This is a genomic window from Xanthomonas sp. 3498 (assembly GCF_014199795.1).
GTDB classification, from domain to species: domain Bacteria; phylum Pseudomonadota; class Gammaproteobacteria; order Xanthomonadales; family Xanthomonadaceae; genus Xanthomonas_A; species Xanthomonas_A rydalmerensis.
On sequence record NZ_JACHOH010000001.1, the window covers coordinates 640165 to 665645 of the forward strand.

General features: G+C 70.2%; 17 protein-coding genes and 1 riboswitch. Of the genes, 10 read left to right on the forward strand and 7 right to left on the reverse strand.

Translation table 11 applies throughout. From position 1 onward, the window contains the following. Nucleotides 1-35: 35 nt before the first annotated feature. From GGR66_RS02600 to GGR66_RS02620, 5 genes are all read right to left on the reverse strand, one after another. The gene (locus GGR66_RS02600) at nt 36-932 is read right to left on the reverse strand and encodes a helix-turn-helix transcriptional regulator (RefSeq protein ID WP_160965304.1); all 897 of its coding nucleotides are present in this window, start codon (nt 930-932) and stop codon (nt 36-38) included. A gap of 120 nt (nt 933-1052) precedes the next feature. Further along, the gene (locus GGR66_RS02605) at nt 1053-3368 is read right to left on the reverse strand and encodes a winged helix-turn-helix domain-containing protein (RefSeq protein ID WP_184447099.1); all 2316 of its coding nucleotides are present in this window, start codon (nt 3366-3368) and stop codon (nt 1053-1055) included. A 265-nt stretch (nt 3369-3633) separates the two neighbouring features. Beyond that, complete coding sequence (locus GGR66_RS02610) at nt 3634-4299, reverse strand: two pore domain potassium channel family protein (RefSeq protein ID WP_184447100.1); 666 nt, start codon at nt 4297-4299, stop codon at nt 3634-3636. Between the two features lie 198 nt (nt 4300-4497). Beyond that, complete coding sequence (thiC, locus tag GGR66_RS02615; protein ID WP_184447101.1) at nt 4498-6375, reverse strand: phosphomethylpyrimidine synthase ThiC; 1878 nt, start codon at nt 6373-6375, stop codon at nt 4498-4500. Nucleotides 6376-6486: 111 nt separating this feature from the next. After that, nucleotides 6487-6587: riboswitch (TPP riboswitch) on the reverse strand. Between the two features lie 215 nt (nt 6588-6802). Continuing rightward, nucleotides 6803-8659, reverse strand: coding sequence for a methyl-accepting chemotaxis protein (locus GGR66_RS02620; protein WP_160965296.1), 1857 nt, complete (start codon nt 8657-8659; stop codon nt 6803-6805). A 359-nt stretch (nt 8660-9018) separates the two neighbouring features. Between GGR66_RS02620 and GGR66_RS02625 the strand changes: the two genes are divergently transcribed. Further along, the gene (locus GGR66_RS02625) at nt 9019-10596 is read left to right on the forward strand and encodes a BCCT family transporter (protein WP_184447102.1); all 1578 of its coding nucleotides are present in this window, start codon (nt 9019-9021) and stop codon (nt 10594-10596) included. 58 nt (nt 10597-10654) lie between these two features. On the opposite strand, the gene ggt is transcribed toward GGR66_RS02625, so the two are convergent. Continuing rightward, entirely contained in the window at nt 10655-12376 is a 1722-nt protein-coding gene (gene ggt / locus GGR66_RS02630) for a gamma-glutamyltransferase (RefSeq protein ID WP_160965292.1), read from the reverse strand. Between the two features lie 492 nt (nt 12377-12868). Between ggt and ilvC the strand changes: the two genes are divergently transcribed. The 9 genes from ilvC to leuB all read left to right on the forward strand — a co-directional run bounded on the left by ilvC (nt 12869) and on the right by leuB (nt 22054). Continuing rightward, a complete protein-coding gene (gene ilvC / locus GGR66_RS02635; protein WP_184447103.1) occupies nt 12869-13876 on the forward strand; it encodes a ketol-acid reductoisomerase in 1008 nt (335 codons plus the stop codon). A 43-nt stretch (nt 13877-13919) separates the two neighbouring features. Further along, the gene (gene ilvG, locus GGR66_RS02640) at nt 13920-15641 is read left to right on the forward strand and encodes an acetolactate synthase 2 catalytic subunit (protein ID WP_184447104.1); all 1722 of its coding nucleotides are present in this window, start codon (nt 13920-13922) and stop codon (nt 15639-15641) included. Continuing rightward, nucleotides 15625-15873: an ACT domain-containing protein gene (locus tag GGR66_RS02645; protein WP_184447105.1), complete on the forward strand. Its 249-nt coding sequence runs from the start codon at nt 15625-15627 to the stop codon at nt 15871-15873. The genes ilvG and GGR66_RS02645 overlap by 17 nt, the downstream gene beginning before the upstream one ends. 195 nt (nt 15874-16068) lie before the next feature. After that, on the forward strand, nt 16069-17178 hold the full coding sequence (locus tag GGR66_RS02650; protein WP_160965286.1) for a threonine dehydratase: 1110 nt from the start codon (nt 16069-16071) through the stop codon (nt 17176-17178). Further along, nucleotides 17175-18734: a 2-isopropylmalate synthase gene (locus tag GGR66_RS02655; RefSeq protein ID WP_160965284.1), complete on the forward strand. Its 1560-nt coding sequence runs from the start codon at nt 17175-17177 to the stop codon at nt 18732-18734. Before GGR66_RS02650 ends, GGR66_RS02655 begins: the two co-directional genes overlap by 4 nt. Before the next feature lie 84 nt (nt 18735-18818). Continuing rightward, nucleotides 18819-20246, forward strand: a complete 1428-nt coding sequence (gene leuC / locus GGR66_RS02660; RefSeq protein ID WP_184447106.1) for a 3-isopropylmalate dehydratase large subunit — start codon at nt 18819-18821, stop codon at nt 20244-20246. Continuing rightward, the gene (locus tag GGR66_RS02665) at nt 20243-20425 is read left to right on the forward strand and encodes a hypothetical protein (RefSeq protein WP_167088034.1); all 183 of its coding nucleotides are present in this window, start codon (nt 20243-20245) and stop codon (nt 20423-20425) included. The genes leuC and GGR66_RS02665 overlap by 4 nt, the downstream gene beginning before the upstream one ends. Further along, nucleotides 20425-21003 carry a 3-isopropylmalate dehydratase small subunit gene (gene leuD / locus GGR66_RS02670; RefSeq protein WP_184447107.1) on the forward strand — a complete coding sequence of 193 codons (579 nt, stop codon included), beginning with the start codon at nt 20425-20427 and terminating at the stop codon, nt 21001-21003. Before GGR66_RS02665 ends, leuD begins: the two co-directional genes overlap by 1 nt. Further along, nucleotides 20993-22054 carry a 3-isopropylmalate dehydrogenase gene (leuB, locus tag GGR66_RS02675; RefSeq protein ID WP_184447108.1) on the forward strand — a complete coding sequence of 354 codons (1062 nt, stop codon included), beginning with the start codon at nt 20993-20995 and terminating at the stop codon, nt 22052-22054. Before leuD ends, leuB begins: the two co-directional genes overlap by 11 nt. 211 nt (nt 22055-22265) lie before the next feature. On the opposite strand, the gene GGR66_RS02680 is transcribed toward leuB, so the two are convergent. Then, nucleotides 22266-25205 carry a ligand-binding sensor domain-containing diguanylate cyclase gene (locus GGR66_RS02680; RefSeq protein ID WP_255421555.1) on the reverse strand — a complete coding sequence of 980 codons (2940 nt, stop codon included), beginning with the start codon at nt 25203-25205 and terminating at the stop codon, nt 22266-22268. Nucleotides 25206-25481: the final 276 nt, after the last annotated feature.

Below are 25481 nucleotides of genomic sequence, written 5' to 3' on the forward strand. Positions count from 1 at the left end.
TAACGTTAGGGGCGTGTTAAGACGCCCTGGGCACGTTACGTTCCGGTGAGCGCGGCTGCTTTGCCGCTGTCGCCCGCAGACTTTGCCGATCCTGGCGGCACCGCCCTGCCATGGCGATATTGCGAGGCGGAGACACCGAAGCGCGCGCGGAATGCCCGCGCGAAGCTGCAGCAGTTGTCGAATCCGCTGGCGGCGGCCACCTCACCGATCATCATCGTGGTGTCGCGCAGCAGGTCCGCCGCGCGCTCCAGGCGCAGGCGCGCCGACAGCGCCTGCGGACTTTCCTCGTACAGACTCTGGAACGTCTTGGACAGATACCAACCGGAGAAGTTGGTCAGCTCGGCCAGTTCGCTGATCCGCACCACGCGGTCGCGATGGCCGTCCAGGTACAGCCGCGCGCGCTGCATGCGCCCGAACACCTGGCGCTTGCGCATCCGCGAGCGCCCGGGACAGCGTTGCACGCGGCGCGACAACTCGCCCTGCATGGAAGCCAGGTGCAGCAGTACCGGCCGCATCGCCAACGCATCGCCGGGCCGCGCCGCCGCCTGCCGCCACAGGCGCAGGGCGGTGCGCGTCTCGCGCAAGGACAACTCGCCGCGCCCCGCATACAAGGTCTCGTCGGCCATCCGGCCCAAAGCCTTCAGCGCCTCGCCGTCCAGGCTCAGGCCGATGCACAGCCCATCGCGGTCGGTCTGCAACAGCGGTCGCGAATCGCGTTCGAAGGCCAGCCACTGGCCGCGGCGCAGCACGAACCGCCCCTCCTTGGCCTCGATCCAGGCGCTGCCGCGCAACTGCAGCCAGACCGTGAAGGCGTTGCCCGACGCCTGCACGCTGGCTAGGCGCGCCGCGCCCAGACAGGCGGGACCCGCGGGCGCGTCGTCGGCGTCCAGCACCAGTTGTTGTCCATGATCGACCAGGAAAGATTGCCGCATCCGAGCACCTGCTTGACGTAAACCGGCGCGCAGTCTTTGCCGAATCTGGCGGCAGGTCAGGAAGGCTCGGCGATATTTGTCCGAAATCGCCACGATGCTCTTACGAACAACTTACGAAACCTATTTCTCTTTTTTGATCAACCAGTTGTGCGAGATCGTCGAGAACCATTCCGGCTGCTCGTGCATGCGGATGAAACCGATTTCACTGCCGTCCTCGACCGCCAGTGCCACATAGGCGTCGCCACTGCGCGGGTCGATGCTGAAACCGTTGATCGCGCTGAAATGATCGCGGTCCAGGCACACGCTGACGTCAGGGTCGCCGTCGATCCGCGCCATCCGGCTGGCGCATTCGCCGGTCTGGAACAGGTAATGCACCGCGCCATCGGGGCCCAGCGCCCAGCTGCGGTAGCGCCACAACGACGGCAGGCTGGCATCCACGGCCCGCACGCTGGCCAGGTCCAGGCTGGCGTCGGCGCGCCACAGGCCGCTGCGCGCGAGCCGGGTGAACAGGATCTGCCCATTGGCCGGATCGGTGCGGACCTGGGATACGTCCGGCAAGGTCGCCAAGGGCCGCCACGGCACCGCGCGCCGGTCGTACAACTGCAGGCGGGTACGCCCGTTCTCGCCCAGCAGCACCAGCAACTGCCCGGGATCGGCGGTGTACAGCGCCTGCAACGGCTCGCCGGCCGGCACCGGCAACGCTGCCACACTGCCGGACTGCGGCCGCACCTCATAGATCGCCGAACCGCCCTGCGCGTCGCGGCCGCTGACCAGCAGCGCCTGGCTGTCGGCCGACCACGCCAGCGGTTGCCGGGTCTCCGGCCGCACGCCCTCGATCAGCCGCAGCGAGGCCGGCTGGGTCACGTCGCCCCACCACAGCGCATAGCTGCCGTCGCGATCGGAGGTAAAGGCGAGCTGGCGCCCGTCGGGGGCGATGCTCGGCTGCCCATCGCGGCCGGTGGACGCGAACAGCCGCTGGCGCTCGCGCGGCGCGTCCGCCGCGCCAGCAGGGATGCGGTACACGGCGAATTGGGGACGCCGGTGCACGAACGCCAGGCTGCCGCCATCGCGGGCCAGCCGCGGCGCCTGCGCGTCGCTCAGGCCGAGGTCGCGCAGGCGCCGGGTCTGGGTGTCCAGCCGGTACAGCCGGGTCTCGCCATCGACCCGGCGCCCGAACACGATGCCCTGCCCGTCGCGCGCCCAGTCCCAGCCGCGGATCTCGGCGAATTCATGGGTCAGCGGCTCGGCGGTGCCGCCGGCGGCCGGCACCCGCCACAGCCCGCCCATCTGCGGATTGCGCACGAAGGCGATCCATTTGCCGTCCGGCGAATAGCGCGGTGCGTAATCGAAATCGCCGACGGCGACCGGATAGTCCAACGCCGTCCAGCGCCCGCTGCCCAGATCCAGCACGCGGATGCCACGCGCCGCCAGTCGCCCGCTCATGCTGCCGAACACCAGGCCACGGCCGTCCGGCGTCCAGTCGAAGCTGAGCAATTCGCTGTCGTCGCAGCGCGCGACCTCGCGCGCGGGCGCGTGCCCATCCACCTGCACCAGCATGATCCGGCACTGCCGCTCCGCACCGAGCCGGACGAACGCGATGCGCGTGCCGTCCGGCGACCAGGCCGGCAGGCGGTCGGACTCGCCTCGGGCGGGGACACCCAGCGAGCGCGGGGCGGTACTGCCGGCGGCACCGCTGGTCGGCTGCACCAACAATTGCGTGCCGTCGCTGCCGGTGGTGCGTGCGGCATAGGCCACCTGCGCGCCGTCCGGAGACAGCGCCGGCTCCAGCTTGAACCCGGACAGCGCGGTGATCAGCCGATAAGGCCGCTTGGGGCTGCCCAGCACACGCTCCTGTTCGGCGCTGTCGGCGGGCGCGGCCGGATCGCGCGCGAACCACCACCAGCAGGCCAGCGCCAGGACCAGCATGGCGGCCGCACCGGCGGCAGCGGCCAGCCACGACGGCGGACGCCGCCGCGCCGCCGTGACGCCGGCCGGGGCGACGATGGCGGTCGTCTCCGCTGCCGCGTCCGTTTCGACGGATGAGGCCGACGCCGCGCCCGCCTCGGCCTCGACATCGGGCAAGGCCTGCACCGGCGCCACCAGGCGGTAGCCGGTCTTGGCCAGGGTCTCGATGTACACCGGCGCCTCGCCGCGCACGCCGGCCGCAAAGGCCTTGCGCAACTGGGTGATGGCTTGGGTCACCACGTCGTTGGTCGGCTGCGTGTCCGGCCAGACCTGCGCCAGCAATGCCTCGCGTTCCACCACTTGGCCCGGTTGCGCCAGCAACACCCGCAGCACGCCCATCGCCTTGGGCGTGAGCCGTTGCGGCCGGCGCGCGCGCGGCGCGTGCACTTCCCGCAAGGACAGCAGTACCAGGCACTCGCCAACCTGCATCCGCTGCGGAAGCGTCGGTGTGGCGGACGATGAAAAAGACATGTTGGACAACGAAGAAAACGCCGTGACGGAAGTGTCGCAGATGCGGCGGCGACGCAACCGCGTGTGGCCCCGCAGCAGGAGCCAACGAGCAAACTCGGCAAAGCGAGGCAGCGGATGCCGCCAAGCGCTGCATGTCACCTGATTCTACTCTAGTCGTCGCCGCCGCCAACCGCGACGACGCATTCAGGCCCTCTCTCCGCCGACGAAACTCACATAATCGCTTCATGATTGCGCGTCTTCTGGCGCGCTTTTTTTTGAGAGCGCCTCACACTTTCATGTTGCGCGTCACGCTGAGCCCAATCAGCCGCGACACCACCAAGGCGATGTACATCACGCCGGCGAACTGTTCGATCATCACCAGCGCGCGCGCGAACGGCTGCACCGGCACCACGTCGCTCAGGCCCACGCCCGAGAGCACGCTGAAGCTCAGGTACAGCAATTCCATCCAGGTCCGCGGCGAGGTCGGGTCCACGGCCGCGGTGAAGCTGCCCGGCAGCCATTGCTGGCACACCGCGAACACGAACGCGAAGGCCCAGGCCAGCAACGTGAAGGTGGCGCCGGCCGCGTAGAGTTCGTCGCGGGTGACCACGTGGTCCTGCAGCATGTAGGCGATCAGGCTGGCGGCGGTATAGAAGTACAGCAGGCTTTCCAGCAGTTGCGCCCAGGCGGTCATCGCCGGATTGCCGAGCAGGGCAGCGGCGATCGACAACGCCACCGACGGCAGCGCCAGGCAACAGGCGATCCATAGCGCCGAGGGTCCGCGGTTGACCACCCACAGCGCCAGCGCCAGTACCACGATGCCGAAGGCACCGAACAGCGCACGTCCGGCCGCGGTGTCCTCCATCCAGGGATACAGCAGCACGCCCAGCAGTTGCACCGCAAGCAACAGCGCGGACGGATGGCGACGCAGCGCGAACGCATAGCGCAGCATGAGACATTCCCTGTGGCGACCCAACGCGCATCATAGACGTGCGTGCGCATGGCGCCGTCGTGATGGCCTCGCACGCCGGCAGCACCTGCGTCGCGTTCGCCTTGGCGGCAGGTGCCGCATCGCACCGCACAAGCGCGCGCGCTGCTAACTCCACGTCGGCAGTGGCGGTCGGCGCCCTGCGCGCCGACCGCCATCCGCTCACTCGGCGCGGTACACCTGCGCGCCGGCCGCCAGGAACTGCGCCGACTTTTCCTCCATGCCGGCCTGCAAGGCCGTTTCCGCATCGACCCCATGCTCGGCGGCGTAGTCGCGCACGTCCTGGGTGATCTTCATCGAACAGAAATGCGGTCCGCACATGGAACAGAAGTGCGCCAGCTTGTGCGCATCCTTGGGCAGGGTCTCGTCGTGGAACTCGCGCGCCTTCTCCGGATCCAGGCCCAGATGGAACTGGTCGTCCCAACGGAACTCGAAGCGCGCCTTGGACAGGGCGTTGTCGCGCACCTGCGCGCCGGGGTGGCCCTTGGCCAGATCCGCGGCGTGCGCAGCGATCTTGTAGGCCATGATGCCGTCGCGCACGTCGGCGCGGTTGGGCAGGCCCAGATGCTCCTTCGGCGTGACGTAGCACAGCATCGCGGTGCCGAACCAGCCGATCATCGCCGCGCCGATCGCCGAGGTGATGTGGTCGTAGCCCGGCGCGATGTCGGTGGTCAGCGGCCCCAGCGTGTAGAACGGCGCCTCCCCGCACTCGCGCAACTGCTTGTCCATGTTCTCCTTGATCAGGTGCATCGGCACGTGACCGGGACCTTCGATCATGGTCTGCACGTCGTGCTTCCAGGCGATCCTGGTCAACTCGCCCAGCGTCTCCAGTTCGCCGAACTGGGCGGCGTCGTTGGCGTCGGCGATGCAGCCCGGGCGCAGCCCGTCGCCCAACGAGAAGGCCACGTCGTAGGCCTTCATGATCTCGCAGATGTCCTCGAAGTGGGTGTAGAGGAAGTTCTCGCGATGGTGCGCCAGGCACCACTTGGCCAGAATCGAACCGCCGCGCGAGACGATGCCGGTGACGCGCTTGGCGGTCAGCGGCACGTAGCGCAGCAGCACGCCGGCATGGATGGTGAAGTAGTCCACGCCCTGTTCGGCCTGCTCGATCAGGGTGTCGCGGAAGATCTCCCAGGTCAGCTCCTCGGCGCGACCGTCCACCTTCTCCAGCGCCTGGTAGATCGGCACGGTGCCGATCGGTACCGGCGAGTTGCGCACGATCCACTCGCGGGTCTCGTGGATGTGCTTGCCGGTGGACAGGTCCATCACCGTGTCCCCGCCCCAGCGGATCGCCCACACCAGCTTCTCCACTTCCTCGGCGATGCCGGAGCTGACCGCGCTGTTGCCGATGTTGGCATTGATCTTGGTGAGGAAGTTGCGGCCGATGATCATTGGCTCGCTTTCGGGATGGTTGATGTTGCACGGCAGGATGGCGCGGCCGCGGGCAATCTCGTCGCGCACGAACTCCGGCGTGATCACGGACGGAATCGCGGCGCCGAAGGCCTCGCCGGGATGCTGCGCGCGCAGTTGCGCATCGCGCAGCTCCTGCAGCCGCTGGTTCTCGCGGATCGCCACGAACTCCATCTCCGGCGTGACGATGCCACGCCGCGCGTAATGCATCTGGGTGACGTTGGCGCCATCGCGGGCACGCCGCGGCAGGCGCCGCGCCGGAAAGCGCACCGCCTGCAGGCGTGCGTCGTCCTCGCGCGAACGGCCGAACTGCGAACTGAGCCCGGCCAGCGCCACGCTGTCGCCGCGTTCGGCGATCCAGGCGGCGCGCAGCGGCGCCAGGCCGGCACCGAGATCGATGCGTGCCTGCGGATCGGTGTACGGCCCGGAGGTGTCGTAGACGGTGATCGGCGCGTTCTCCTCGCCGCCGAACACGGTGGGCGTGCGGGTCAGCGCGATCTCGCGCATCGGCACCTGCAGGTCGGCGCGCGCGCCCTGCACGAAGATCTTGCGCGAGCCGGGGATCGGGCGGGTCACCGCCGCGGACAAGGTATCGGTCTGCTGCTGCAGCGGATTGGGTACGGCGTTCATCGGCGTTCGTCCTGGTTCAAGTGACCCGCGGCAAAGGCGGGACGGGTGCGAGCGGACTCGCATCTCGGACGAAGCGGCGGCGCGGGCCCGCCACGGACGCACAGGCGCCCGCGGCGGACTTGCGAAGCTTCCCTACGCCGGTATCAACCGGATCAGGTTCGAAGGGACTGTCTCAACCGCAGCCTGCGCCAACGGTACCCCCGCTTCTGCGGCTATTAGACCCGTTTCCGCCGCTGGCCGCCAACCGACGCGGCTGAACGCCGGCACAGCCGCCGTGCGCATGTGGCGACGCCGCCACACGCCGCGCCGCCGGCGACACACCGCGACCACGTGACCGGCCTAGCCTGGACGCACAAGAATCAGAGCTCTCTCCCTCATCGCCGTCGGCACTGTCGACGGCATTTTTTTGCCCGCGTGCCGCGCTCGCTCACTCGAGCACGTAGGCCACGCGCAAGCCGCCCCAGTGGCGTCCGCGCACCTGCACGGGCACCGACAGGTCGAACAGGATCTGCCCGGTATCGCGTCGGTACACCTGCAGCAGGTACGGTTCGGTGTGACGGCCGACATTGCGGCCGACCCGGTCGCTGAAGATACGCTTGGTGCGGTTGCCGACCAGATCGCGTGCGCGGTCGCCGCTCAGCGGCTGGCTGAAGCGCAGGTTGTGGGTCGGCACGTAGCCGTCGACGTTCGCGCAGATCGCGAACACGATCCACGGATGCGCGGCCAGCAGCGGCTCCTGCAGCGGCGGCAACAGCTCGTCGCACAACGCGTCGAAGGCGGTGCGGTACTTGGGCGGGTCGATGCCCGGGATCGGGACGTAGTCGGTGGCGAACAGCGCGTCCTCGGCAATGCGCCCGCGCGCGAGCGCGGCCTCGAACGCCAGGCCGATGCTGGTCGCGGCTGCCTTGGCCAGATCGCGCACCCGCGCATGCCGCGGCTGCCGCATCGGATCGGCGGGCAAGCGGAACAGGTTCACGCAGTCGTGCAGGGTGTCGCTGCCGGCCGCCAGGTCGGCGCTGCGTTGCACCACGCGCGCGGCGTGCTCAAGATTACTGCGGCTGAGCCCGACCACGTGCTCGACGGCGCGGTCGATGCCGCCGATCTCCCCGCTCTGGGTGGCGATGCGGCCAGCCACCGCGTCCATCGCCGCGCTGGCGCGGCCGAGCAGTTCGCCGATGCCGCCCAATACCTGTTCGGTGCGCTGCGCCGAGGCCGCGCTGTCCTGCAGGGCCGCACCGGTCTCGCCGATGATACCGCGCACGTCGCGCGCCGCGGTGGCGGCGCGTTCGGCCAGCTGCCGGATTTCGGTGGCGACCACCGCGAAGCCGCGCCCGGCCGGGCCGGCGTGTACCGCCTCGATGCTGGCGTTGATCGAGAGGATATTGGTCTGGAACGCGACCGCATCGATCACCTCGATGACCTGGTTGGCGCGCGCCGAACGTCGCGCCACCTCCTGCATCGCCTGGCCGAGCGTGCGCGCCGCCTCCACGCCCTGGCGGGCGCTGTCGTCGGCGCTGGCCGCCACCGCGATCACCGCGCGCAGGTCGCGATCCATCTCGTGCAGGCCCTGCAACAGTTGCCGGGTGGTGGCGAGCACCGTCTGCAGCGCTTCCAGCTGGGTCTGCGACTGCCGCGCCAGTTCATCGTTCTCGGCGACCACGTGCGGCACGTCGGCGGCGATCTGCAGCGACAGCGCTACCGCCTGGCGGATCGCCTCAGCCAGGTTGCCGAACCCAGCCGACAGGCGTCGCCCCGGCATCGCTTCGGTGTCCTCCACCGACAGCGGCGTATGCAATCCCAGATCCAGATCGCAGCCGGTCAGCCGCTCGCCGACCCGATCCAACAGCGCCTGCGCGGCCGTGCCCTCGTGGACCCGTTGCGCCAGCGCCTGCAGCGCTGGACTGATGGCGCCCTGCGCCTGGCCGGCACTCAGCAGCGCCACATCGCGCAGCAGCGCCGCGGTTTCCGGATGCGGCAGCGACAGCAGCCAGCCCTGGCCGCCGCGATCGCGGTCGCGCTGGTAGCGCACGCGGCGCGAGGGATCGGCACCGGGCGCCTGCCAACTGCCCTCGGCGTCGACCAGGGCGGTCAGCGGCAGACCCCAGACCGCCTCGCTGGCGGCGCCGAGCAGGCTCTGCGCCGTCACCCCCAGCAAATCCAGGGCGGCGCGGTTGGCGGCGCTGACGCGGCCATCCTGCTCCAGCCGCAACAAGGCGATCGGGGCATCGGGCAAGCCGGCAGCGGGCGCGGCATCGGCTTCCGGACTGCGTGAGAACAAGGCCATCGTCGTCTCCCTCGGTGCTGCACCCATGGTATCGGCTCCCACCCTGCACTCGCAGTTGCGGCCAACGCAACCGGAATCGCCATCCATCCCGGCGGGGTGTCTGGCAGACACGATCACGACGCGGCCGTGACGCCGCCTTCGCGAAGATGCAGACCATTGCAAGGCGCAACCCGACCCCACATCGGGCGTCTGGGGGCCGGCGTGATGCCACCTCGCGTTGAGCTGGCACCCACGCCGCGGGCCACATTCGCAGCACGCCCGGTGCCGGCCTGATGCGCCGTCCTCCCTGCCCGCTTGCCCTGGATGCGTACCGCGACAGCCGGTGCCCCCTCTGATCCACGACTGGAGACGCTCCCCCCATGGTGTTCCGCATTTCCATCGCCCTGGTGGCGCTGCTGGTCCTGATCGCCGGCGTCGCCCCCGGCCCCTTCAATGCGGTGGTGCAGACGGCGCTGACGGACGTGATCCGCAGCGCCGGCTGGCTGTACCTGCTGATCGTGTTCCTCACCCTGACCTTCCTGCTGTACCTGGCGTTCGGCCGCTTCGGCAACCTGCGCATCGGTGGCGAAGACGCCGAACCGGACTTCTCCCGCGCCAGTTGGCTGTCGATGCTGTTCGCCGCGGGCATGGGCATCGGCCTGGTGTTCTGGGGCGCGGCCGAGCCGATCTCGCACTTCCTCAAGCCGCCGGAAGGGCTGGCGCCGGAAAGCATGCAGGCGGCCCGCGCCTCGATGCGCTACGCCTTCTTCCACTGGGGCCTGCACCCGTGGGCGGTGTATGCGCTGATCGGCCTGGCGATGGCCTGGTTCCAGTACAACCGCAATGGTCGCGGCCTGATCAGCGACATCCTGCAGCCGGTCATCGGCCGCCATCATCGCGGCTGGATCGGGCAGAGCGTGAACATCGCCGCAGTGGTCGCCACTGCGGTCGGCGTGGCGACGACGCTGGGTTTCGGCACCATCCAGATCGCCGCCGGCATACAGCGCGTGTTCGGCGTGCACGCGGGACTGCCATTGCAGATGACGGTGATCTGCGTGGCCTTCGTGCTGTACATGATCTCCACCAGCACCGGCGTGGAACGCGGCATCAAGTGGCTGTCCAACATCAACCTGGCGCTGGCGGCGCTGTTGCTGGCGACGGTGCTGGTGCTCGGCCCCACCGGCTTCATCTTCGATACCTTCACCACCACGCTGGGCACCTACCTCAACCAGCTGGTGACGATGAGCCTGCGCATGTCGCCGTTCTCCGGCGACCGTTGGGTCGCCGACTGGACCATCTTCTACTGGGCATGGTGGATCGCCTGGGCGCCGTTCGTCGGCGCGTTCATCGCCCGCGTCTCGCGCGGTCGCAGCGTGCGCGAATTCGTGGTCGGCGTGGTGCTGGCGCCGACCCTGCTTGGTTTCCTGTGGTTCTCGGTATTCGGCGGCACCGCGCTGTGGTCGCAGCTGTTCGGCCACGTCGACATGCTGCAGGCACTGCACAACGGCTACGAAACGGTGCTGTTCACCCTGTTCGACAGCCTGCCCGGATCGCTGCTGCTGTCGAGCGTGGCGCTGCTGTTGCTGATGATCTTCTTCGTCAGCTCCGCCGATTCGGCGGTGCTGGTGCTGGCCAGCATGTCCACCGACGAAGCCGGCGACCCGCCGCTGTCACGCAAGCTGGTGTGGGGCGTGGCGGTGGCACTGATCGCGGCGGTGCTGTTGCTGGCCGGTGGCCTGGACGCGCTGCAGGGCGTGATCACCATCGCCGCGCTGCCGTTCGCGCTGCTGATGGTGTTGGTGATCGTGTCGCTGTACCGCGTGCTCGATGCCGAGTCCAACCGCCAACGCCGCCAGGCGCAACGCGCGCGGCACATGATCGAGGCCTGGATCGCGCGCGAACAGGCGGCGCAGGACGCCACCGGCGATGAGGCGGCGAACGCGCCGAAGCCGCGCTGATCCAGCCACCACGGGCGGCCGCAGCAGTGCGCCGCCTGCGGCGGCGGGCCAGCCGGCCTCAGTAGCCGGCGGCCTGCCCGTCCTTGCGGCTTTCCGAGGCGCCGTAGTACACGCCGCTGTCCGGGTCGCGCGCGATCGCCTGGTAACCGCCGTAGGGGCCGTCGGCGAAGATCACCCGGTGGCCCTTGCGCATCAGTTCGCGGATGGTGTCGTAGGCAAAGCCGGTTTCCAGGTTCAGCTCGCCGCCGTCGCGCATCGCCGTGGCCTGCCCGGTCGGCTCGGTGGAGCCGTCGTGCTGGATCCGCGGCGCGTCGCCGGCCTCCTGCAGGTTCATGTGGAAATCGATCAGATTCATCAGGATCTGCACATGGCCCTGCGGCTGCATCGCCCCGCCCATCACCCCGAAGCTCAGCCACGGCTTGCCGTCCTTGGTCACGAACGCGGGAATGATGGTCTGGAACGGCCGCTTGCCCGGTGCGTAGCCATTGGGGTGGTCCTTCTGCAGCACGAACATCTCGCCGCGGTCCTGCAGGATGAAGCCCAGCCCCGGCGGCGCCATGCCGCTGCCCATGCCGCGGTAGTTGGACTGGATCAGCGACACCATCATGCCGTCGGCATCGGCCACGGTCAGGTAGATGGTGTCGCCCTCCTCCAGTTGCTTCGGCGTGCCCGGCTGCACTTCCTTGAGCGCGCGGTCCATCGAGATCAGCGCGCGCCGCTGTGCGGCGTAGTCCTTGGAGATCAGCCGCGCCAGCGGCGCCGGCTGGAACGCCGGGTCGGCATAGAACCGCGCGCGGTCGGCGAAGGCCAGCTTCTTGGCCTCGGTGAACAGGTGCACGTGCTCGGCCGAGCCGAACGGAATCTTGGAAAAATCGTAGCCTTCCAGGATGTTGAGCATCTGCAGCGCGGCGATGCCCTGACTGTTGGGCGGCAGTTCCCACACGTCGTAGCCGCGGTAGTTGGTGGACACCGGCTCGACCCATTCGCCGTGGTGGCTGGCCAGGTCCTCGTAGCGCAGGAAGCCGCCGTTGGCCTTGAAGTAGGCATCGATGGTGCGCGCGATCGGCCCCTTGTAGAACGCGTCGCGGCCGCCGTCGGCGATCTGCTGCAGGGTGTTGGCCAAGTTCGGGTTCTTCCACAGCTCGCCCTTGCGGGGGGCGTGGCCGTCGATGGTGAACTGCTCCTTGAAGCCGGGGTACTGCGACAGCCGCGGCACCGAGCGGTCCCAGTAGTAGGCGATGGTCTCGGCCACCGGATGGCCGTCGCGGGCGTAGCGAATCGCCGGTGCCAGGTTCTGCGCCATGGTCCTGCGGCCGAAACGCTCGTGCAGCGCGAACCAGCCATCGACCGCACCGGGCACCGACACCGGCAGCGGGCCGGTGGCCGGGATCTCCTTGAGTCCGCGGCGCTGGAATTCGGCCAGGGTCAGCGCCTTCGGCGAGCGCCCGGAGCCGTTGTAGCCGTAGAGCTTGTGCGTCTTCGGATCCCAGACGATGGCGAACAGGTCGCCGCCGACGCCGTTGCCGGTCGGCTCCATCAGTCCCAGCGCGGCGTTGGCGGCGATCGCCGCGTCCACCGCCGAGCCGCCGTCGCGCATCGTCTCCAGCGCGATCTGCGTGGCCAGCGGCTGCGAGGTGGCGGCCATGGCGTGCGGGGCGATCACTTCCGAGCGGGTCGCGAACGGCTGGCCGGTGATGCGGTCGGCGGCCTGCGCCGGCACCGACGTCGCCAGCGCCAGCGCGAGCGCCAGGCGCGCCAGGGAAGGAAGCGAAACGGACATGCGCGACTCTCCGGGGAACAGGGGAGGCCCACCGTACCCGAGTGCGGCCAATGCCGCCGCGCACGCGTGCACATCGCGTCATCGGCAGAGGCCGGATTTCCGCGCAATTGGCGATATTCGCCGCCTGCGCCGCCTCCGTTTCATGCGTAACCATGCAGCGCTGGCGCGGCTTTCGGCATATTCGCCGGTGCAGGCCCGCAACACAGTTGACAGTCGCGCAAAGCCCATGGTTATCTCGCTGCATGTTGCAGCGCCACACCCGCCCGAAGTCGACCTGCCAGCCCGCCGCGTTGCGCGCGGACGCTGCCGCGTCGCTCCTCGTACTCGTGCTTATTACCTCGCCCACAAGTGCGGGACGAACCGGCGTGTAAGCGACAAGCAGCCAGGATTCGATCAGACCCCGCACCGGCAACGGCGCGGGGTTTTTCGTTTCAGTGACCCGCAAATGCAAGAACCCCCTCCACTCCAACACCGTTCAAGGACATCCGCCCCATGACCAGTTCCGCCCAGCCCACCACCAAGATCGCCATCGTCGGTTACGGCAGCCAGGGCCGCGCGCACGCGCTGAACCTGCGCGAGTCCGGCTTCGACGTCACCGTCGGCCTGCGTGCCGGTGGCCCGACCGAAGCCAAGGCGCAGGCCGACGGCTTCGTGGTGAAGAGTCCAGCCGAGGCGGTCAAGGACGCCGACCTGGTCGCGGTGCTGACCCCGGACATGGTGCAGAAGAAGCTGTACGAGGAGGTACTGGCGCCGAACATGAAGCAGGGCGCGTGCCTGCTGTTCGCGCACGGCCTGAACGTGCACTTCGACATGATCAAGCCGCGCGCCGACCTGGACGTGGTGCTGGTCGCGCCGAAGGGCCCGGGCGCGCTGGTGCGTCGTGAATACGAGATCGGCCGTGGCGTGCCGTGCATCTGGGCGGTGTACCAGGACAAGAGCGGCAAGGCCGAGCAGTTCGCGCTGGAGTACGCCGCCGGCCTGGGCGGCGCGCGCGCCAACCTGATCAAGACCACCTTCAAGGAAGAGACCGAGACCGACCTGTTCGGCGAGCAGGCCGTGCTGTGCGGCGGCGCCTCGTCGCTGGTGCAGGCCGGCTTCGAAGTGCTGGTGGAAGCCGGCTACCAGCCGGAAATCGCCTACTACGAAGTGCTGCACGAACTGAAGCTGATCGTCGACCTGTTCTACGAAGGCGGCATCACCCGCATGCTCGAGTTCGTCTCCGAGACCGCGCAGTACGGCGACTACGTCAGCGGCCCGCGGGTGATCGACGCGGCGACCAAGGAGCGCATGCGCGACGTGCTGACCGACATCCAGAACGGCACCTTCACCAAGAACTGGGTGGCCGAATACGAAGCCGGCCTGCCGAACTACAAGAAGTTCAAGCAGGCCGACCTGGACCACCCCATCGAAACGGTCGGCAAGCAGCTGCGCGCCAAGATGGTGTGGCTCAACGGCGACGCCGCTGCCGCGCCGGCCGCCGGCGGCACCAAGGCCGCGTAATCCGCGGCTCCCCCACCCGCTTCCACCGAAAGGTCGCCACCGTATGAACACCTCCGCTCACGGCACGCCCCGCAACGGCGCGCGCTGGCTGACGCAGGCCCTGGAAGCCGAAGGCGTGGACACGCTGTTCGGCTATCCGGGCGGCACCATCATGCCGTTCTACGACGCGCTGGTAGACAGCCAGCTCAAGCACATCCTGGTCCGCCACGAGCAGGGCGCGGCGCTGGCCGCCAACGGCTACGCCCGCGCCAGCGGACGGGTCGGAGTGTGCGTCGCCACGTCCGGCCCGGGCGCGTCCAACCTGGTCACCGGCATCGCCGATGCGATGCTCGACTCGGTGCCGATGATCTGCCTGACCGGGCAGGTCGCCACGCCGCTGTTGGGCACCGACGCGTTCCAGGAACTGGACGTGTTCGGGCTGACCCTGCCGATCGTCAAGCACAGCTTCCTGGTGCGGCACGTGGACGACCTGCCGCAGGTGCTGCGCGACGCGTTCCGCATCGCCCGCGAAGGCCGTCCGGGCCCGGTGCTGATCGACCTGCCCAAGGACGTGCAGCTGGCCGATGCCTCGCATCTGCCCGCGCACGTGCCGGCCGCGGTGCCGACCCCGCCGGCGCCGCAGGACGCGGTGCTGGCCGAGGCGCTGGCGGCGATCGCCGGCGCCGAGAAGCCGGTGATCTACGGCGGCGGCGGCATCGCCCTGGGCGATGCGGTGGACGCGTTCCGCCACTTCGTCGAGGCCACCCGCATCCCCACCGTGCTGACCCTGCGCGGCCTGGGCGCACTGCCGCATGCACATCCGCATTACCTGGGCATGCTCGGCATGCACGGCACCCGCGCCGCCAACATGGCGGTGCAGGAGTCGGACCTGCTGATCGTGGTCGGCGCCCGCTTCGACGACCGCGCCACCGGCAAGCTGGCCGAGTTCGCACCGTTCGCGCGGGTCATCCACCTGGACGCCGACGCCTGCGAGATCTCCAAGCTGCGCCAGGCCGACATCGCCGTGCCCGGCGACGTGGCGCAGGCGCTGCGCGCGCTGGCCGCGGCGACCAGCACCTGCGAGGCCTGGCACGCGCGCTGCGTCGGCCATCGCGAGAAGTTCGGCGCGCGCTACGACGCGCCCGGGCAGGACATCTACGCACCCGGCCTGCTGAAGCGGCTGAGCGAACTGGCCCCGGCCGACACGGTGATCGCCTGCGACGTCGGCCAGCACCAGATGTGGGTCGCCCAGCACTGCCGCTTCAACCACCCGCGCAACCACCTGACCAGCGGCGCGCTGGGCACCATGGGCTTCGGCCTGCCGGCGGCGATGGGCGCGCAGTTCGCCTGCCCGGACCGCACGGTGGTGCTGGTCAGCGGCGACGGCAGCTTCATGATGAACGTGCAGGAGCTGGTGACCATCGCCCGCTGCAAGCTGCCGGTGAAGATCGTGCTGCTGGACAACAGTTCGCTGGGCATGGTGAGGCAGTGGCAGGAACTGTTCTTCGCCGAGCGCTACAGCGAGATCGACCTGTCCGACAACCCGGATTTCGCCGCGCTGGCGCAGGTGTTCGGCATCCCGGCCAAGCGCATCACCGCGCGCGGCCAGGTCGAGGACGCGCTGGCGGAACTGCTGGCGCAGCCGGGCCCGGCGCTGCTGCACGTGGCCATCGACGCCCGCGCCAACGTGTGGCCGCTGGTGCCGCCGAACACCGCCAACAGCACCATGCTGGAAAGCAATCCCGCTGCCCAGCGCCAGGAGACGACACATGCGTTACCAGCTTGACCTGGTGCTGAAACCGATCGACGGCGCACTGCTGCGCGCGATCGGCATGGCCGAACGCCGCGGTTTCGCGCCGATCTCGATCAGCGGCGCGCCGGTGGCCGAGGACGCCGGCCGCTGGCACCTGCAAATGGTCGTGGACGGCAACCGTCCCGGCGAGACCCTGCGCCTGCAGATGGAAAAGGTCTACGACTGCGAATCGGTGCGCGTGACCGCGCTGGATGGCGTAGCGTGATGGCGCCGGGATTCGGGATTGGGGAGTCGGGATTGGGCGCGCCCCCCAACGTCCCGGCGTGCGCGGCAGCCCTGCCGCGCCAGCGCCGTACCGCCATGCGGAGGCATCTTCTTCCACGGAGGTCGCTTCTTCGCGTCAGCCCACCGGATTCCCGCCACGAATCCCGACTCCCCAATCCCCACTCCCGGCTCCACCATGTCTGATGCCGGCCGCCCCGCTGCCCCGCAGGAGCCGGATGTAGGCCACGTCGCCGTCAGCGTAGCCGACGTCCTGGCCGCGCAGGCGCGGCTGCGCCGCTATCTCTCGCCGACGCCGGTGCATTACGCCGAGCGCTTCGGCGTCTGGCTGAAGCTGGAAAACCTGCAGCGCACCGGCTCCTACAAGGTCCGCGGCGCGCTCAACGCGCTGCTGGCCGGGCTGGAACGCGGCGACGAGCGGGCGGTGATCTGCGCCTCCGCCGGCAACCATGCGCAGGGCGTGGCCTGGGCCGCGCACCGCCTGGGCGTGCAGGCGATCACGGTGATGCCGCACGGCGCGCCGCAGACCAAGATCGCCGGCGTCGCCCACTGGGGCGCCACCGTGCGCCAGCACGGCAACAGCTACGACGAGGCCTTCGCCTTCGCCCGAGACCTGGCCGAGCAGAACGGCTACCGCTTCCTGTCCGCCTTCGACGACCCGGACGTGATCGCCGGCCAGGGCACCGTCGGCATCGAGCTGGCCGCGCACGCCCCGGACGTGGTGATCGTGCCGATCGGCGGCGGCGGCCTGGCCTCCGGCGTGGCCCTGGCGCTGCGCTCGCAGGGCGTGCGCGTGGTCGGCGCCCAGGTCGAGGGCGTGGATTCGATGGCGCGGGCGATCCGCGGCGACGTCCGCGCCGTGGATCCGGTGCCCACCCTGGCCGACGGCGTCAAGGTTAAAATCCCCGGGTTCATCACCCGCCGGCTGTGCGCCAGCCTGCTCGACGACGTGGTGATCGTGCGCGAGGCGGAACTGCGCGAAACGCTGGTCCGCCTGGCGCTGGAGGAGCACGTCATCGCCGAGGGCGCCGGCGCGCTGGCCCTGGCGGCCGGGCGCCGCGTCGCCGGCAAGCGCAAGTGCGCGGTGGTGTCCGGCGGCAACATCGACGCCGGCGTGCTGGCGACGCTGCTGTCGGAGGTGCGCCCGCGCCCGCCGCGCAAGCCGCGCCGCCGCAGCGCCGAGCGACTTCGCAGCCAACGTCCCGCCCCACCCGCTCCTGCCCGCACCATCTCGCCCACGCATCCCCATCCGCAAGCCACCGCCGCCGTAGAGGAACCCATCTGGTGAACACTTCCGTTTCTTCCCAGACCCCCCGCATCCGCATTTTCGACACCACCCTGCGCGACGGCGAGCAATCCCCCGGCTGCAGCATGACCCCGCCGCAGAAGCTGGTGATGGCGCGCGCCCTGGCCGAGCTGGGCGTGGACATCATCGAGACCGGCTTCCCGGCCAGCTCGCAGTCCGACCGCGAGGCGATGGCATTGATCGGCCGCGAGCTGCGCACGCCGACCCTGGCGGTGCTGTCGCGTTGCCTGACCGCCGACATCGAGACCTCGGCCCGGGCGCTGGAAGCGGCGGCCAATCCGCGCCTGCACGTGTTCCTGTCGACCAGCCCGCTGCACCGCGAGCACAAGCTGCGGATGAGCCGCGAGCAGGTGCTGGAGTCCGTGCGCAAGCACGTGTCGCTGGCGCGCCAGTACGTGGACGACGTGGAGTTCTCGGCCGAGGACGCCACCCGCACCGAGGAGGATTTCCTGGCCGAGGTCGCCAGCGTGGCGATCGCTGCCGGCGCCACCACCATCAACCTGCCCGACACGGTCGGCTTCACCACCCCGGAAGAGATCCGCGGCATGTTCTCTCGGATCATCGCCAGCGTCCCCGGCGCCGACCGGGTGGTGTTCAGCGCGCACTGCCACAACGACCTGGGCCTGGCCGTGGCCAACTCGCTGGCCGCGGTGGAAGGCGGCGCACGGCAGGTGGAATGCACCATCAACGGCGTCGGCGAGCGCGCCGGCAACTGCGCGCTGGAAGAGATCGCCATGGCACTGAAGGTGCGCAACGCGTTCTACGAACTGGACACCGCGATCAACACGCCGCGCATCGTCGCCACCTCGCAGTTGCTGCAGCGCCTGGTCGGCATGCCGGTACAGCGCAACAAGGCGATCGTCGGCGGCAACGCCTTCGCCCACGAATCGGGCATCCACCAGCACGGCATGCTGCGTCACCGCGGCACCTACGAGATCATGCGCCCGGAAGACGTGGGCTGGGAGTCCTCGCAGATGGTGCTGGGCCGCCACAGCGGCCGCGCCGCGGTCGAGCAGCGCCTGCGCGCGCTGGGCTACGTGCTGGACGAGGCCGAACTGAACATCGCCTTCGACGCCTTCAAGGCGCTGTGCGAACAGCAGCGCGTGGTCAACGACGCCGACCTGCAGGCGATGATGCAGGACGCACCGGAGAGCCAGGGCTACCGGCTGTCGTCGATGACCGTCAGCGATCGCGGCCAGCGCGCCAGCGCGCAGGTCGAACTGTCCGATCCGGACGGCCAGCGGGTCAGCGAGCGCGCCGAGGGCGACGGCCCGGTGGACGCGCTGTTCGCCGCGCTGTCGGCCGCCACCGGCGTGCAACTGGTGCTGGACAGCTACCAGGTGCACAGCGTCGGCATCGGCGCCGACGCGCGCGGCGAGGCCAATCTCAGCGTGCGCCACGGCGACATCGAATACGACGGCACCGGCACCAGCCGCGACATCATCGAGGCCAGCGCGCTGGCCTGGCTGGACGTGGCCAACCGCGTGCTGCGCCAGCGCCAGGGCGCGCCGGTCGGCGCCGCCGACGCACTGGCCTGAGCCGCCACGCCGCGGTCATCGTCGTCGTGCACGCTCGCCTTCGCTCCCCTTCCCCGCCCAGCTTTCCTGCCAGGTAGTTCCGCAATGTCCGCCACTCCCCGCACCCTGTACGACAAGCTGTGGGACGCGCACGTCGTCGTCCCCGAAAGCGCCGCCGCCCCGGCGGTGCTGTACATCGACCTGCACCTGATCCACGAAGTGACCTCGCCGCAGGCGTTCACCGAGCTCAAGGCGCGCGGCCTGAAACCGCGCCGGCCGGACCGCACCAAGGCGACGATGGACCACTCCACGCCGACCCTGCCGCGCGGCGCCGACGGCAAGCTGCCGTACTACACCCCGGCCTCCGAGGCGCAGGTGGACATGCTCGCGCGCAACTGCGCCGACTACGGCATCGAACTGTTCGACATGGGCTCGGACAACCGCGGCATCGTCCACGTGATCGCGCCGGAGCAGGGCTTCACCCAGCCCGGCATGACCATCGTCTGCGGCGACAGCCACACCTCCACGCATGGCGCGTTCGGCGCGCTGGCGTTCGGCATCGGCACCAGCGAGGTCGGCCACGTGCTGGCCACGCAGTGCCTGCTGCAGCGCAAGGCCAGGACCATGGCGATCACCGTCGACGGGCCGCTGGCGCCGGGCGTCGGCGCCAAGGACGTGATCCTGCACATCATCGGCGTGATCGGGGTCAACGGCGGCACCGGTCACGTGCTGGAGTACCGCGGTTCGACCATCGAAGCGATGGACATGGAACAGCGCATGACCCTGTGCAACATGTCGATCGAGGCCGGCGCGCGCGCCGGCATGGTCGCGCCGGACCAGGTCACCTTCGACTGGGTCGCCAAGACCCCGCGCGGGCCCAAGGGGGCCGACTTCGACGCCGCCGTGCAGCGCTGGTCGCAGCTGCGCAGCGATCCCGACGCGCGCTTCGACGCCGAGGTGCGCATCGACGCGCGCGACATCCGCCCGACCCTGACCTGGGGCACCCACCCCGGCACCGCGATCGCGGTGGACGTGCCGATCCCGGCCGCGCAGGATCCGGCGGCGCAGAAGGGCCTGAACTACATGCACCTGGAAGCCGGGCACGCGCTGATCGGCACGCCGGTGGACGTGGTGTTCGTCGGTTCCTGCACCAACGGCCGGCTCAGCGACATGCGCGCCGTGGCGCAGGTGCTGCGCGGCCGCAAGGTGGCGCCGCACGTGCGCATGCTGGTGGTGCCGGGCTCGGAGATCGTCAAGCGCCAGGCCGAGGCCGAGGGCATCCATGAAGTGGTGCGCGCGGCCGGTGCGGAATGGCGCGAGTCCGGCTGCTCGATGTGCATCGCCATGAATGGCGACCTGGTGGCACCGGGGCAACTGGCGGTGAGCACCAGCAACCGCAACTTCGAGGGCCGCCAGGGCCCGGGCTCGCGCACCCTGCTCGCCTCGCCGCTGACCGCAGCCTGGGCCGCAGTGAACGGCCAGGTCAGCGATCCGCGCGCGCTGTTCGCCGGCGCGGTGGAGAGCGCGGCATGACCTCGCACATCGGCGCGTTCGCCGCCACCCTGACCTTCATCGCCGCCACCACCCGCGCCTTCGCGCACCGCCACAAGCCGCTGCTGCCGCCGCACGCGCCCCCCGCGGCACTGCCGCCGGCGGCCGACGCCGCGGCGGCGCCCGCCCCCGACTCCGTCGCTTCCCAGGAGACCCCGTGATGGCCGGCTTCGCCACCCTCACCTCGCGCAGCGTGGTGCTGCGCCAGACCAACATCGACACCGACCAGATCATCCCGGCGCGGTTCCTGTCCACCACCGAACGCGCCGGCCTCGGCCGCCACGCCTTCAACGACTGGCGCTGGCAGGCCGACGGCACGCCGAACCCGGAGTTCGCCTTCAACCAGGCGCACAACGCCGGCCGCCAGATCCTGCTGGCCGGGCGCAACTTCGGCTGCGGCTCCTCGCGCGAGCACGCGCCGTGGGCGCTGACCGACCTGGGCCTGCGCGCCATCGTCAGCAGCGAGATCGCCGACATCTTCCGCAACAACAGCCTCAAGAACGGCCTGGTGCCGATCGTGCTGGCCGAGGACGACGTGCAGACGCTGATGCAGCGGCCGGACGACGAATTGACCGTGGACGTGGCCGCGCGCGAGCTGCGCACGCCCGACGGCCGCGTCTACGCCTTCCCGCTCGATGCGTTCTCGCAGACCTGCCTGCTCGAGGGCGTGGACGAGATGGGCTATCTGTTGCTGCGTCAACCCGACATCGAACGCTACGAGGCCACCCATGCACGCTGACATCGTCGTCCTGCCCGGCGACGGCATCGGTCCGGAAGTCGCCGCCGCCGCGGTCGCGGTGCTGCGCGCCGTCGCTGCGCGCCACGGCCACGACTTCCAGTTCCACGAACACGACATCGGCGGCATCGCCATCGACCGCCACGGCGAACCGCTGCCGGCAGCCACGCTGACCGCCTGCCAGGGCGCCGACGCGGTGCTGCTGGGCGCGGTCGGCGGGCCGAAGTGGTCCGATCCCAACGCCAAGGGGCGCCCCGAGCAGGGCCTGCTGGCGATCCGCCGCGGCCTGGGCCTGTTCGCCAACCTGCGTCCGGTCAAGCCGCATCCGGCGGCGCTGGACGCATCGCCGATCAAGCCGCACCTGCTGCAGGGCGTGGACATCGTGGTGGTGCGCGAACTGACCGGCGGCATCTATTTCGGCGACAAGACCCGCAGCCCCAGCGACGCCAGCGACCTGTGCCGCTACACCGTCGCGGAGATCGAGCGGGTGCTGCGCAGCGCGTTCCGGCTGGCCCAGCAGCGCCGCAACCACGTCGTCTCGGTGGACAAGGCCAACGTGCTGGAGACCTCGCGGCTGTGGCGCGACGTCGCCGCGCGGATCGGCCGCGAGGAATTCCCGGACGTGCGCCTGGAACACCAACTGGTCGATTCGATGGCCATGCACCTGCTGGCCAAGCCGCGCGAGTACGACGTGATCGTCACCGAGAACATGTTCGGCGACATCCTCACCGACGAAGCGTCGATGCTGGCCGGCTCGCTGGGGCTGCTGCCGTCGGCCTCGCTGGGCGAAGGCCGCATCGGCCTGTACGAGCCCATCCACGGCTCGGCGCCGGACATCGCCGGCAAGGGCATCGCCAATCCCTACGCGACCATCCTCAGCGCGGCGCTGCTGCTGCGTCACTCGCTGGGCCTGGAAGCCGAAGCGGCGGCGATCGAGCAGGCCGTCAATGCCGCACTCGACGCAAAGGCGTTCACCGCCGATCTCGCCGCGCCCGGCCAGGGCATCTCCACCGAGGCCGCTACCCAGGCGGTGTTGCAGCACCTGCAAGGCTGATCCGCGGCGGAGCACCGGCGCCGACCACCTCCTGCCCGCCGCAACGATGCGGCGGGTGCGGAATGCCCCTCTGTTCGCCGCGCCTGCTTGGCGCCTGCGCCTTCACTCCACACGCAGGTCTGCGCAGTCGCATGGCCGACCGCCGCGTCTGCTCGTTGCCGCAGCGGCACAACGCGCGGACGACGTGCGGCGTCTGTGCCGCTGCAGCGACCTAGCCGATCACCCGATCGCGCCCCTCGCGCTTGGCCTGGTACAGGCGCTTGTCGGCCTGCACCAGCAGGTCGCGGCGGGTGCGCAGGGTCGGCGACAGGCAGGCGAAGCCGATGCTGGCGGTGAAGCACACCGCGCTTCCGTCGTCGTCGTGCAGCACCAGCTCGGCCAGGTGCGCGCGCAGCGCGTCCAGGCGCGCGCGTGCCTGTTCCTGATCCAGGCCCGGCAGCACCAGCAGGAACTCCTCGCCGCCGTGGCGCGCGGCAAAGGCCTGCTCGCCGAGGCTGGCGCGCAGTGCCTCGCCGACCCGGCGCAGTACCTCGTCGCCGATCTCGTGGCCGTAGGCGTCGTTGATCTTCTTGAAGTGGTCGATGTCCAGCAGCGCCACGCACAACGGCGAGCGCGTGGCCAACGCCCGCTCCAGCGCCGAGTTGAGATAGGGATCGCCGGTGCGCCGGTTGGGCAGGCCGGTGAGCGCGTCGTGTCCGGCCTGGTAGGCGAGCTTGCGCACCAGGTCCTCGCGTTCGAGGTTGGCCAGCTTCAACGCCAGATTCTTCGCCTTCAGTTCGTGGGTGCGCTCGGCGATGATGGTGTTGAGCCGGCGCTGGCGGCGCCGGTAGCGATAGCTGCGGCCGCGGTACCACCACAGGAGCAGGCCGGTCACGCACAGCGCCACCAGCATCACGAACGGCCAGCGTTCCCAGAACGGCGGCACCAGTTGCAGGCGCAGCGAGGCGCTGCCGATGCGTTCGCTGCGCGACCAGTCCAGCGGGCTGCTCATCGCCTGCACGTCCAGGCGGTAACTGCCCGAAGGCAGGTTGGTGTAGACCGCTTCCTCGCTGCTGCCGGCGTCGACCCACTGCCGATCGAATCCCTGCAGGCGGTAGCGGTAGCGCACCTTGTCCGGCGAGCGGAAGCTCAGCCCGGCATAGCCGATCGCGAGCCGGGCGACGCCGCCGGGCAGGCGATAATCGCCGCGCAGCGGCTGCGCCACACCATCCACCTGCACACGGGAGATCACCAGCGGCGGCGCACGCACATTGCGCCGGCTCGGCAGCGCCGGATCGATCAGCGCCAGCCCGGCCGAAGTGGGGATCAACAGCACCCCGTCGCGGCTGCGCCAGCCGGCCGGCGCGCTGCTGCCGTTGCCCTGGCCGCCGGGCATGCCGTCGCTGCGGTCGACCACGTCCACCGCCAGCGTGCTGCGCTGGCCGGCGTCCAGTTCCGCCAGGCGCGCGCGCGCGATGCGCAGCACGCCGCGATTACTGTTCGCCCACAGGTTGCCGTTGCCGTCGTCGAGCAGCCGGAACAGCTTGTCGCGCGGCAAGCCGACGCTGTGGTCGTAGATGCGCCATTGCCCGTCGCGCAGCCGCAGCAGGCCGCGGTCGCTGGCGACCCACAGGGTGCCGTCGGCATCTTCGAGAAAGTCGAAGGCGTTCTGCGCCGGAAAGCCATGCCCGCTCGGCCGCGCCTGCAACGTGCCGTCGGCCGCGAGCGTGGCGATGCCCTGGTTGGTGCCGATCCACAACACGCCGGTGTGATCGCGGTACAGCGTCTGTACCTGCCGCCCGGGCAGGCCGTCGGCGGTGCCGTAGGTCCGCGTGCGATCGCCCTTGCGATACAGCAGTCCTTCGTTGCCGCCGATCCACAGGCCGCCGTCGGCATCGGCCAGCAGCGCGCGCACCATGCTCCGCGGCACGCCCGCAGCCACGCCCAGGCGTTGCCGGATCGTGCCATCCGCCGCCAGCAGCAGCACGCCCTGGTCGTAGGTGCCCACCCACATGCCGCCGTCGCGGGCCGCAGCCAACGCCAGCACCGACGGATCGCGGCCCGGGCGCTCGCTCAGCCGCAGCGGGCGGATGCGGCCGCCCTGCCAGCGATCCAGGCCGGCGGCATGGCCGATCCAGATCGTGCCGTCGGCGTTCTGCTGGACCACGCGCACATAGTCGCTGCCGAGTCCGTCCTGGCGGGTCAGGCCGCCGGCGTCGCCCTTGGCGACACGGAACAGGCCGTCGGTGCTGCCGGCCCACACCAGGCCCTCGCGGTCCTCGATCAGCGCCGGGCTGACCACGCCGGAGATCGACAGCACCTCCTCGCTGGCGCCGTTGGAGTCGCGCCGCAGCAGTTGCCCGCTGGACAGGCTCATCCACAGCTGGCCGTCCTGGTCCTGCAGCGCCGCATCGACGCGCTGGCCGCGCCGCAGCCATTGCAGGCCGCCGTTGCCGCCGAGCCAGAACACGCCCTCGTCGCTGGCCACCAGCAGGCCGCCATGGCGGTCGGGGGTCAGGCGCCGGATCGACGCCGTGCGCATCGCCGCCGCGCCCCAACGCTGCGCCCGCGTGGCGTGCGCGGTCAGCCGGAACAGTCCCTGCGGGGTGCCCACCAACACCGCATCGCGGTAACGCAGCAGCGCGGCGATACGGGTCCTGCCCAGCCCCGCGGCGGCGCCGGCGTCGACCAGGCGGCCGTCGGCCTCGATCCGGAACAGGCCGTCCTCGCTACCCACCCACAGCCCGCCGTCGGCATCGCGCAGCATCGTGGTGACCCGCAGCCGCTGCGCGCGCGCATCGCCCAGATGCTCCCAGCGCCCGGCGGCGTAGCGGAACACGCCGTCGTAGGCGGTGCCGACCAGCATGCCGCCATCGGCTTCGGCGAGCAGCGCGAACACCCCCGACAGCTCCATGCCGGGAGTATTCTGACGATCGAACACGGTGAAGGCGCGGCCGTCGAAGCGCGCCACGCCCTCCCAGGTGCCGACCCAGATCATGCCGTCGCGGTCCTGCGCCAGCGCGTGCACCAGGTTGTGCGGCAGCCCCTCTTCCATGGTCCAGCGCGCGATCACCGGGCGGTCGAGCACGGTGCGCTCGGTCAGCGGCGCGGCCGGCTCGGCGGCGCGCGTGGCGGTGCTGGCGCAACACAGCGCCAGTAACAGGCACAACATCACACCCACGCGGTGACGCAGCGCATGCGCACCGTCGCGACTACCGTGACGCCGATCCCCCTGTTCCATCCCTTTCCGAATCACACCGGCTACGGCGCGCGGCACCCCCTGTGGGCAGTTGACTAATCTATCACCGCCTGTTCGCTGCCGATGTCAGGGACTTCCTGACGGCTTGGAGTCGTCCAGGCCAGGCGCGCGAGGCCACCGAGCGCACGCATCACCTGGCCCCTGCGCGACGCCGGCCGGACGCACCGTCACAATAATGAACCCATGGGT

Excerpts from the sequence above, each read along its gene's own strand:
- GGR66_RS02645 (WP_184447105.1), top strand. The coding sequence starts at position 15,625 with ATGCGTTACCAGCTTGACCTGGTGCTGAAACCGATCGACGGCGCACTG.
- ilvG (WP_184447104.1), top strand. The coding sequence starts at position 13,920 with ATGAACACCTCCGCTCACGGCACGCCCCGCAACGGCGCGCGCTGGCTG.
- leuD (WP_184447107.1), top strand. The coding sequence starts at position 20,425 with ATGGCCGGCTTCGCCACCCTCACCTCGCGCAGCGTGGTGCTGCGCCAG.
- GGR66_RS02600 (WP_160965304.1), bottom strand. The coding sequence starts at position 932 with ATGCGGCAATCTTTCCTGGTCGATCATGGACAACAACTGGTGCTGGAC.
- leuB (WP_184447108.1), top strand. The coding sequence starts at position 20,993 with ATGCACGCTGACATCGTCGTCCTGCCCGGCGACGGCATCGGTCCGGAA.
- GGR66_RS02625 (WP_184447102.1), top strand. The coding sequence starts at position 9,019 with ATGGTGTTCCGCATTTCCATCGCCCTGGTGGCGCTGCTGGTCCTGATC.
- GGR66_RS02665 (WP_167088034.1), top strand. The coding sequence starts at position 20,243 with ATGACCTCGCACATCGGCGCGTTCGCCGCCACCCTGACCTTCATCGCC.
- ggt (WP_160965292.1), bottom strand. The coding sequence starts at position 12,376 with ATGTCCGTTTCGCTTCCTTCCCTGGCGCGCCTGGCGCTCGCGCTGGCG.
- GGR66_RS02680 (WP_255421555.1), bottom strand. The coding sequence starts at position 25,205 with ATGTTGTGCCTGTTACTGGCGCTGTGTTGCGCCAGCACCGCCACGCGC.
- ilvC (WP_184447103.1), top strand. The coding sequence starts at position 12,869 with ATGACCAGTTCCGCCCAGCCCACCACCAAGATCGCCATCGTCGGTTAC.
- GGR66_RS02650 (WP_160965286.1), top strand. The coding sequence starts at position 16,069 with ATGTCTGATGCCGGCCGCCCCGCTGCCCCGCAGGAGCCGGATGTAGGC.
- thiC (WP_184447101.1), bottom strand. The coding sequence starts at position 6,375 with ATGAACGCCGTACCCAATCCGCTGCAGCAGCAGACCGATACCTTGTCC.
- GGR66_RS02620 (WP_160965296.1), bottom strand. The coding sequence starts at position 8,659 with ATGGCCTTGTTCTCACGCAGTCCGGAAGCCGATGCCGCGCCCGCTGCC.
- GGR66_RS02610 (WP_184447100.1), bottom strand. The coding sequence starts at position 4,299 with ATGCTGCGCTATGCGTTCGCGCTGCGTCGCCATCCGTCCGCGCTGTTG.
- GGR66_RS02605 (WP_184447099.1), bottom strand. The coding sequence starts at position 3,368 with ATGTCTTTTTCATCGTCCGCCACACCGACGCTTCCGCAGCGGATGCAG.
- leuC (WP_184447106.1), top strand. The coding sequence starts at position 18,819 with ATGTCCGCCACTCCCCGCACCCTGTACGACAAGCTGTGGGACGCGCAC.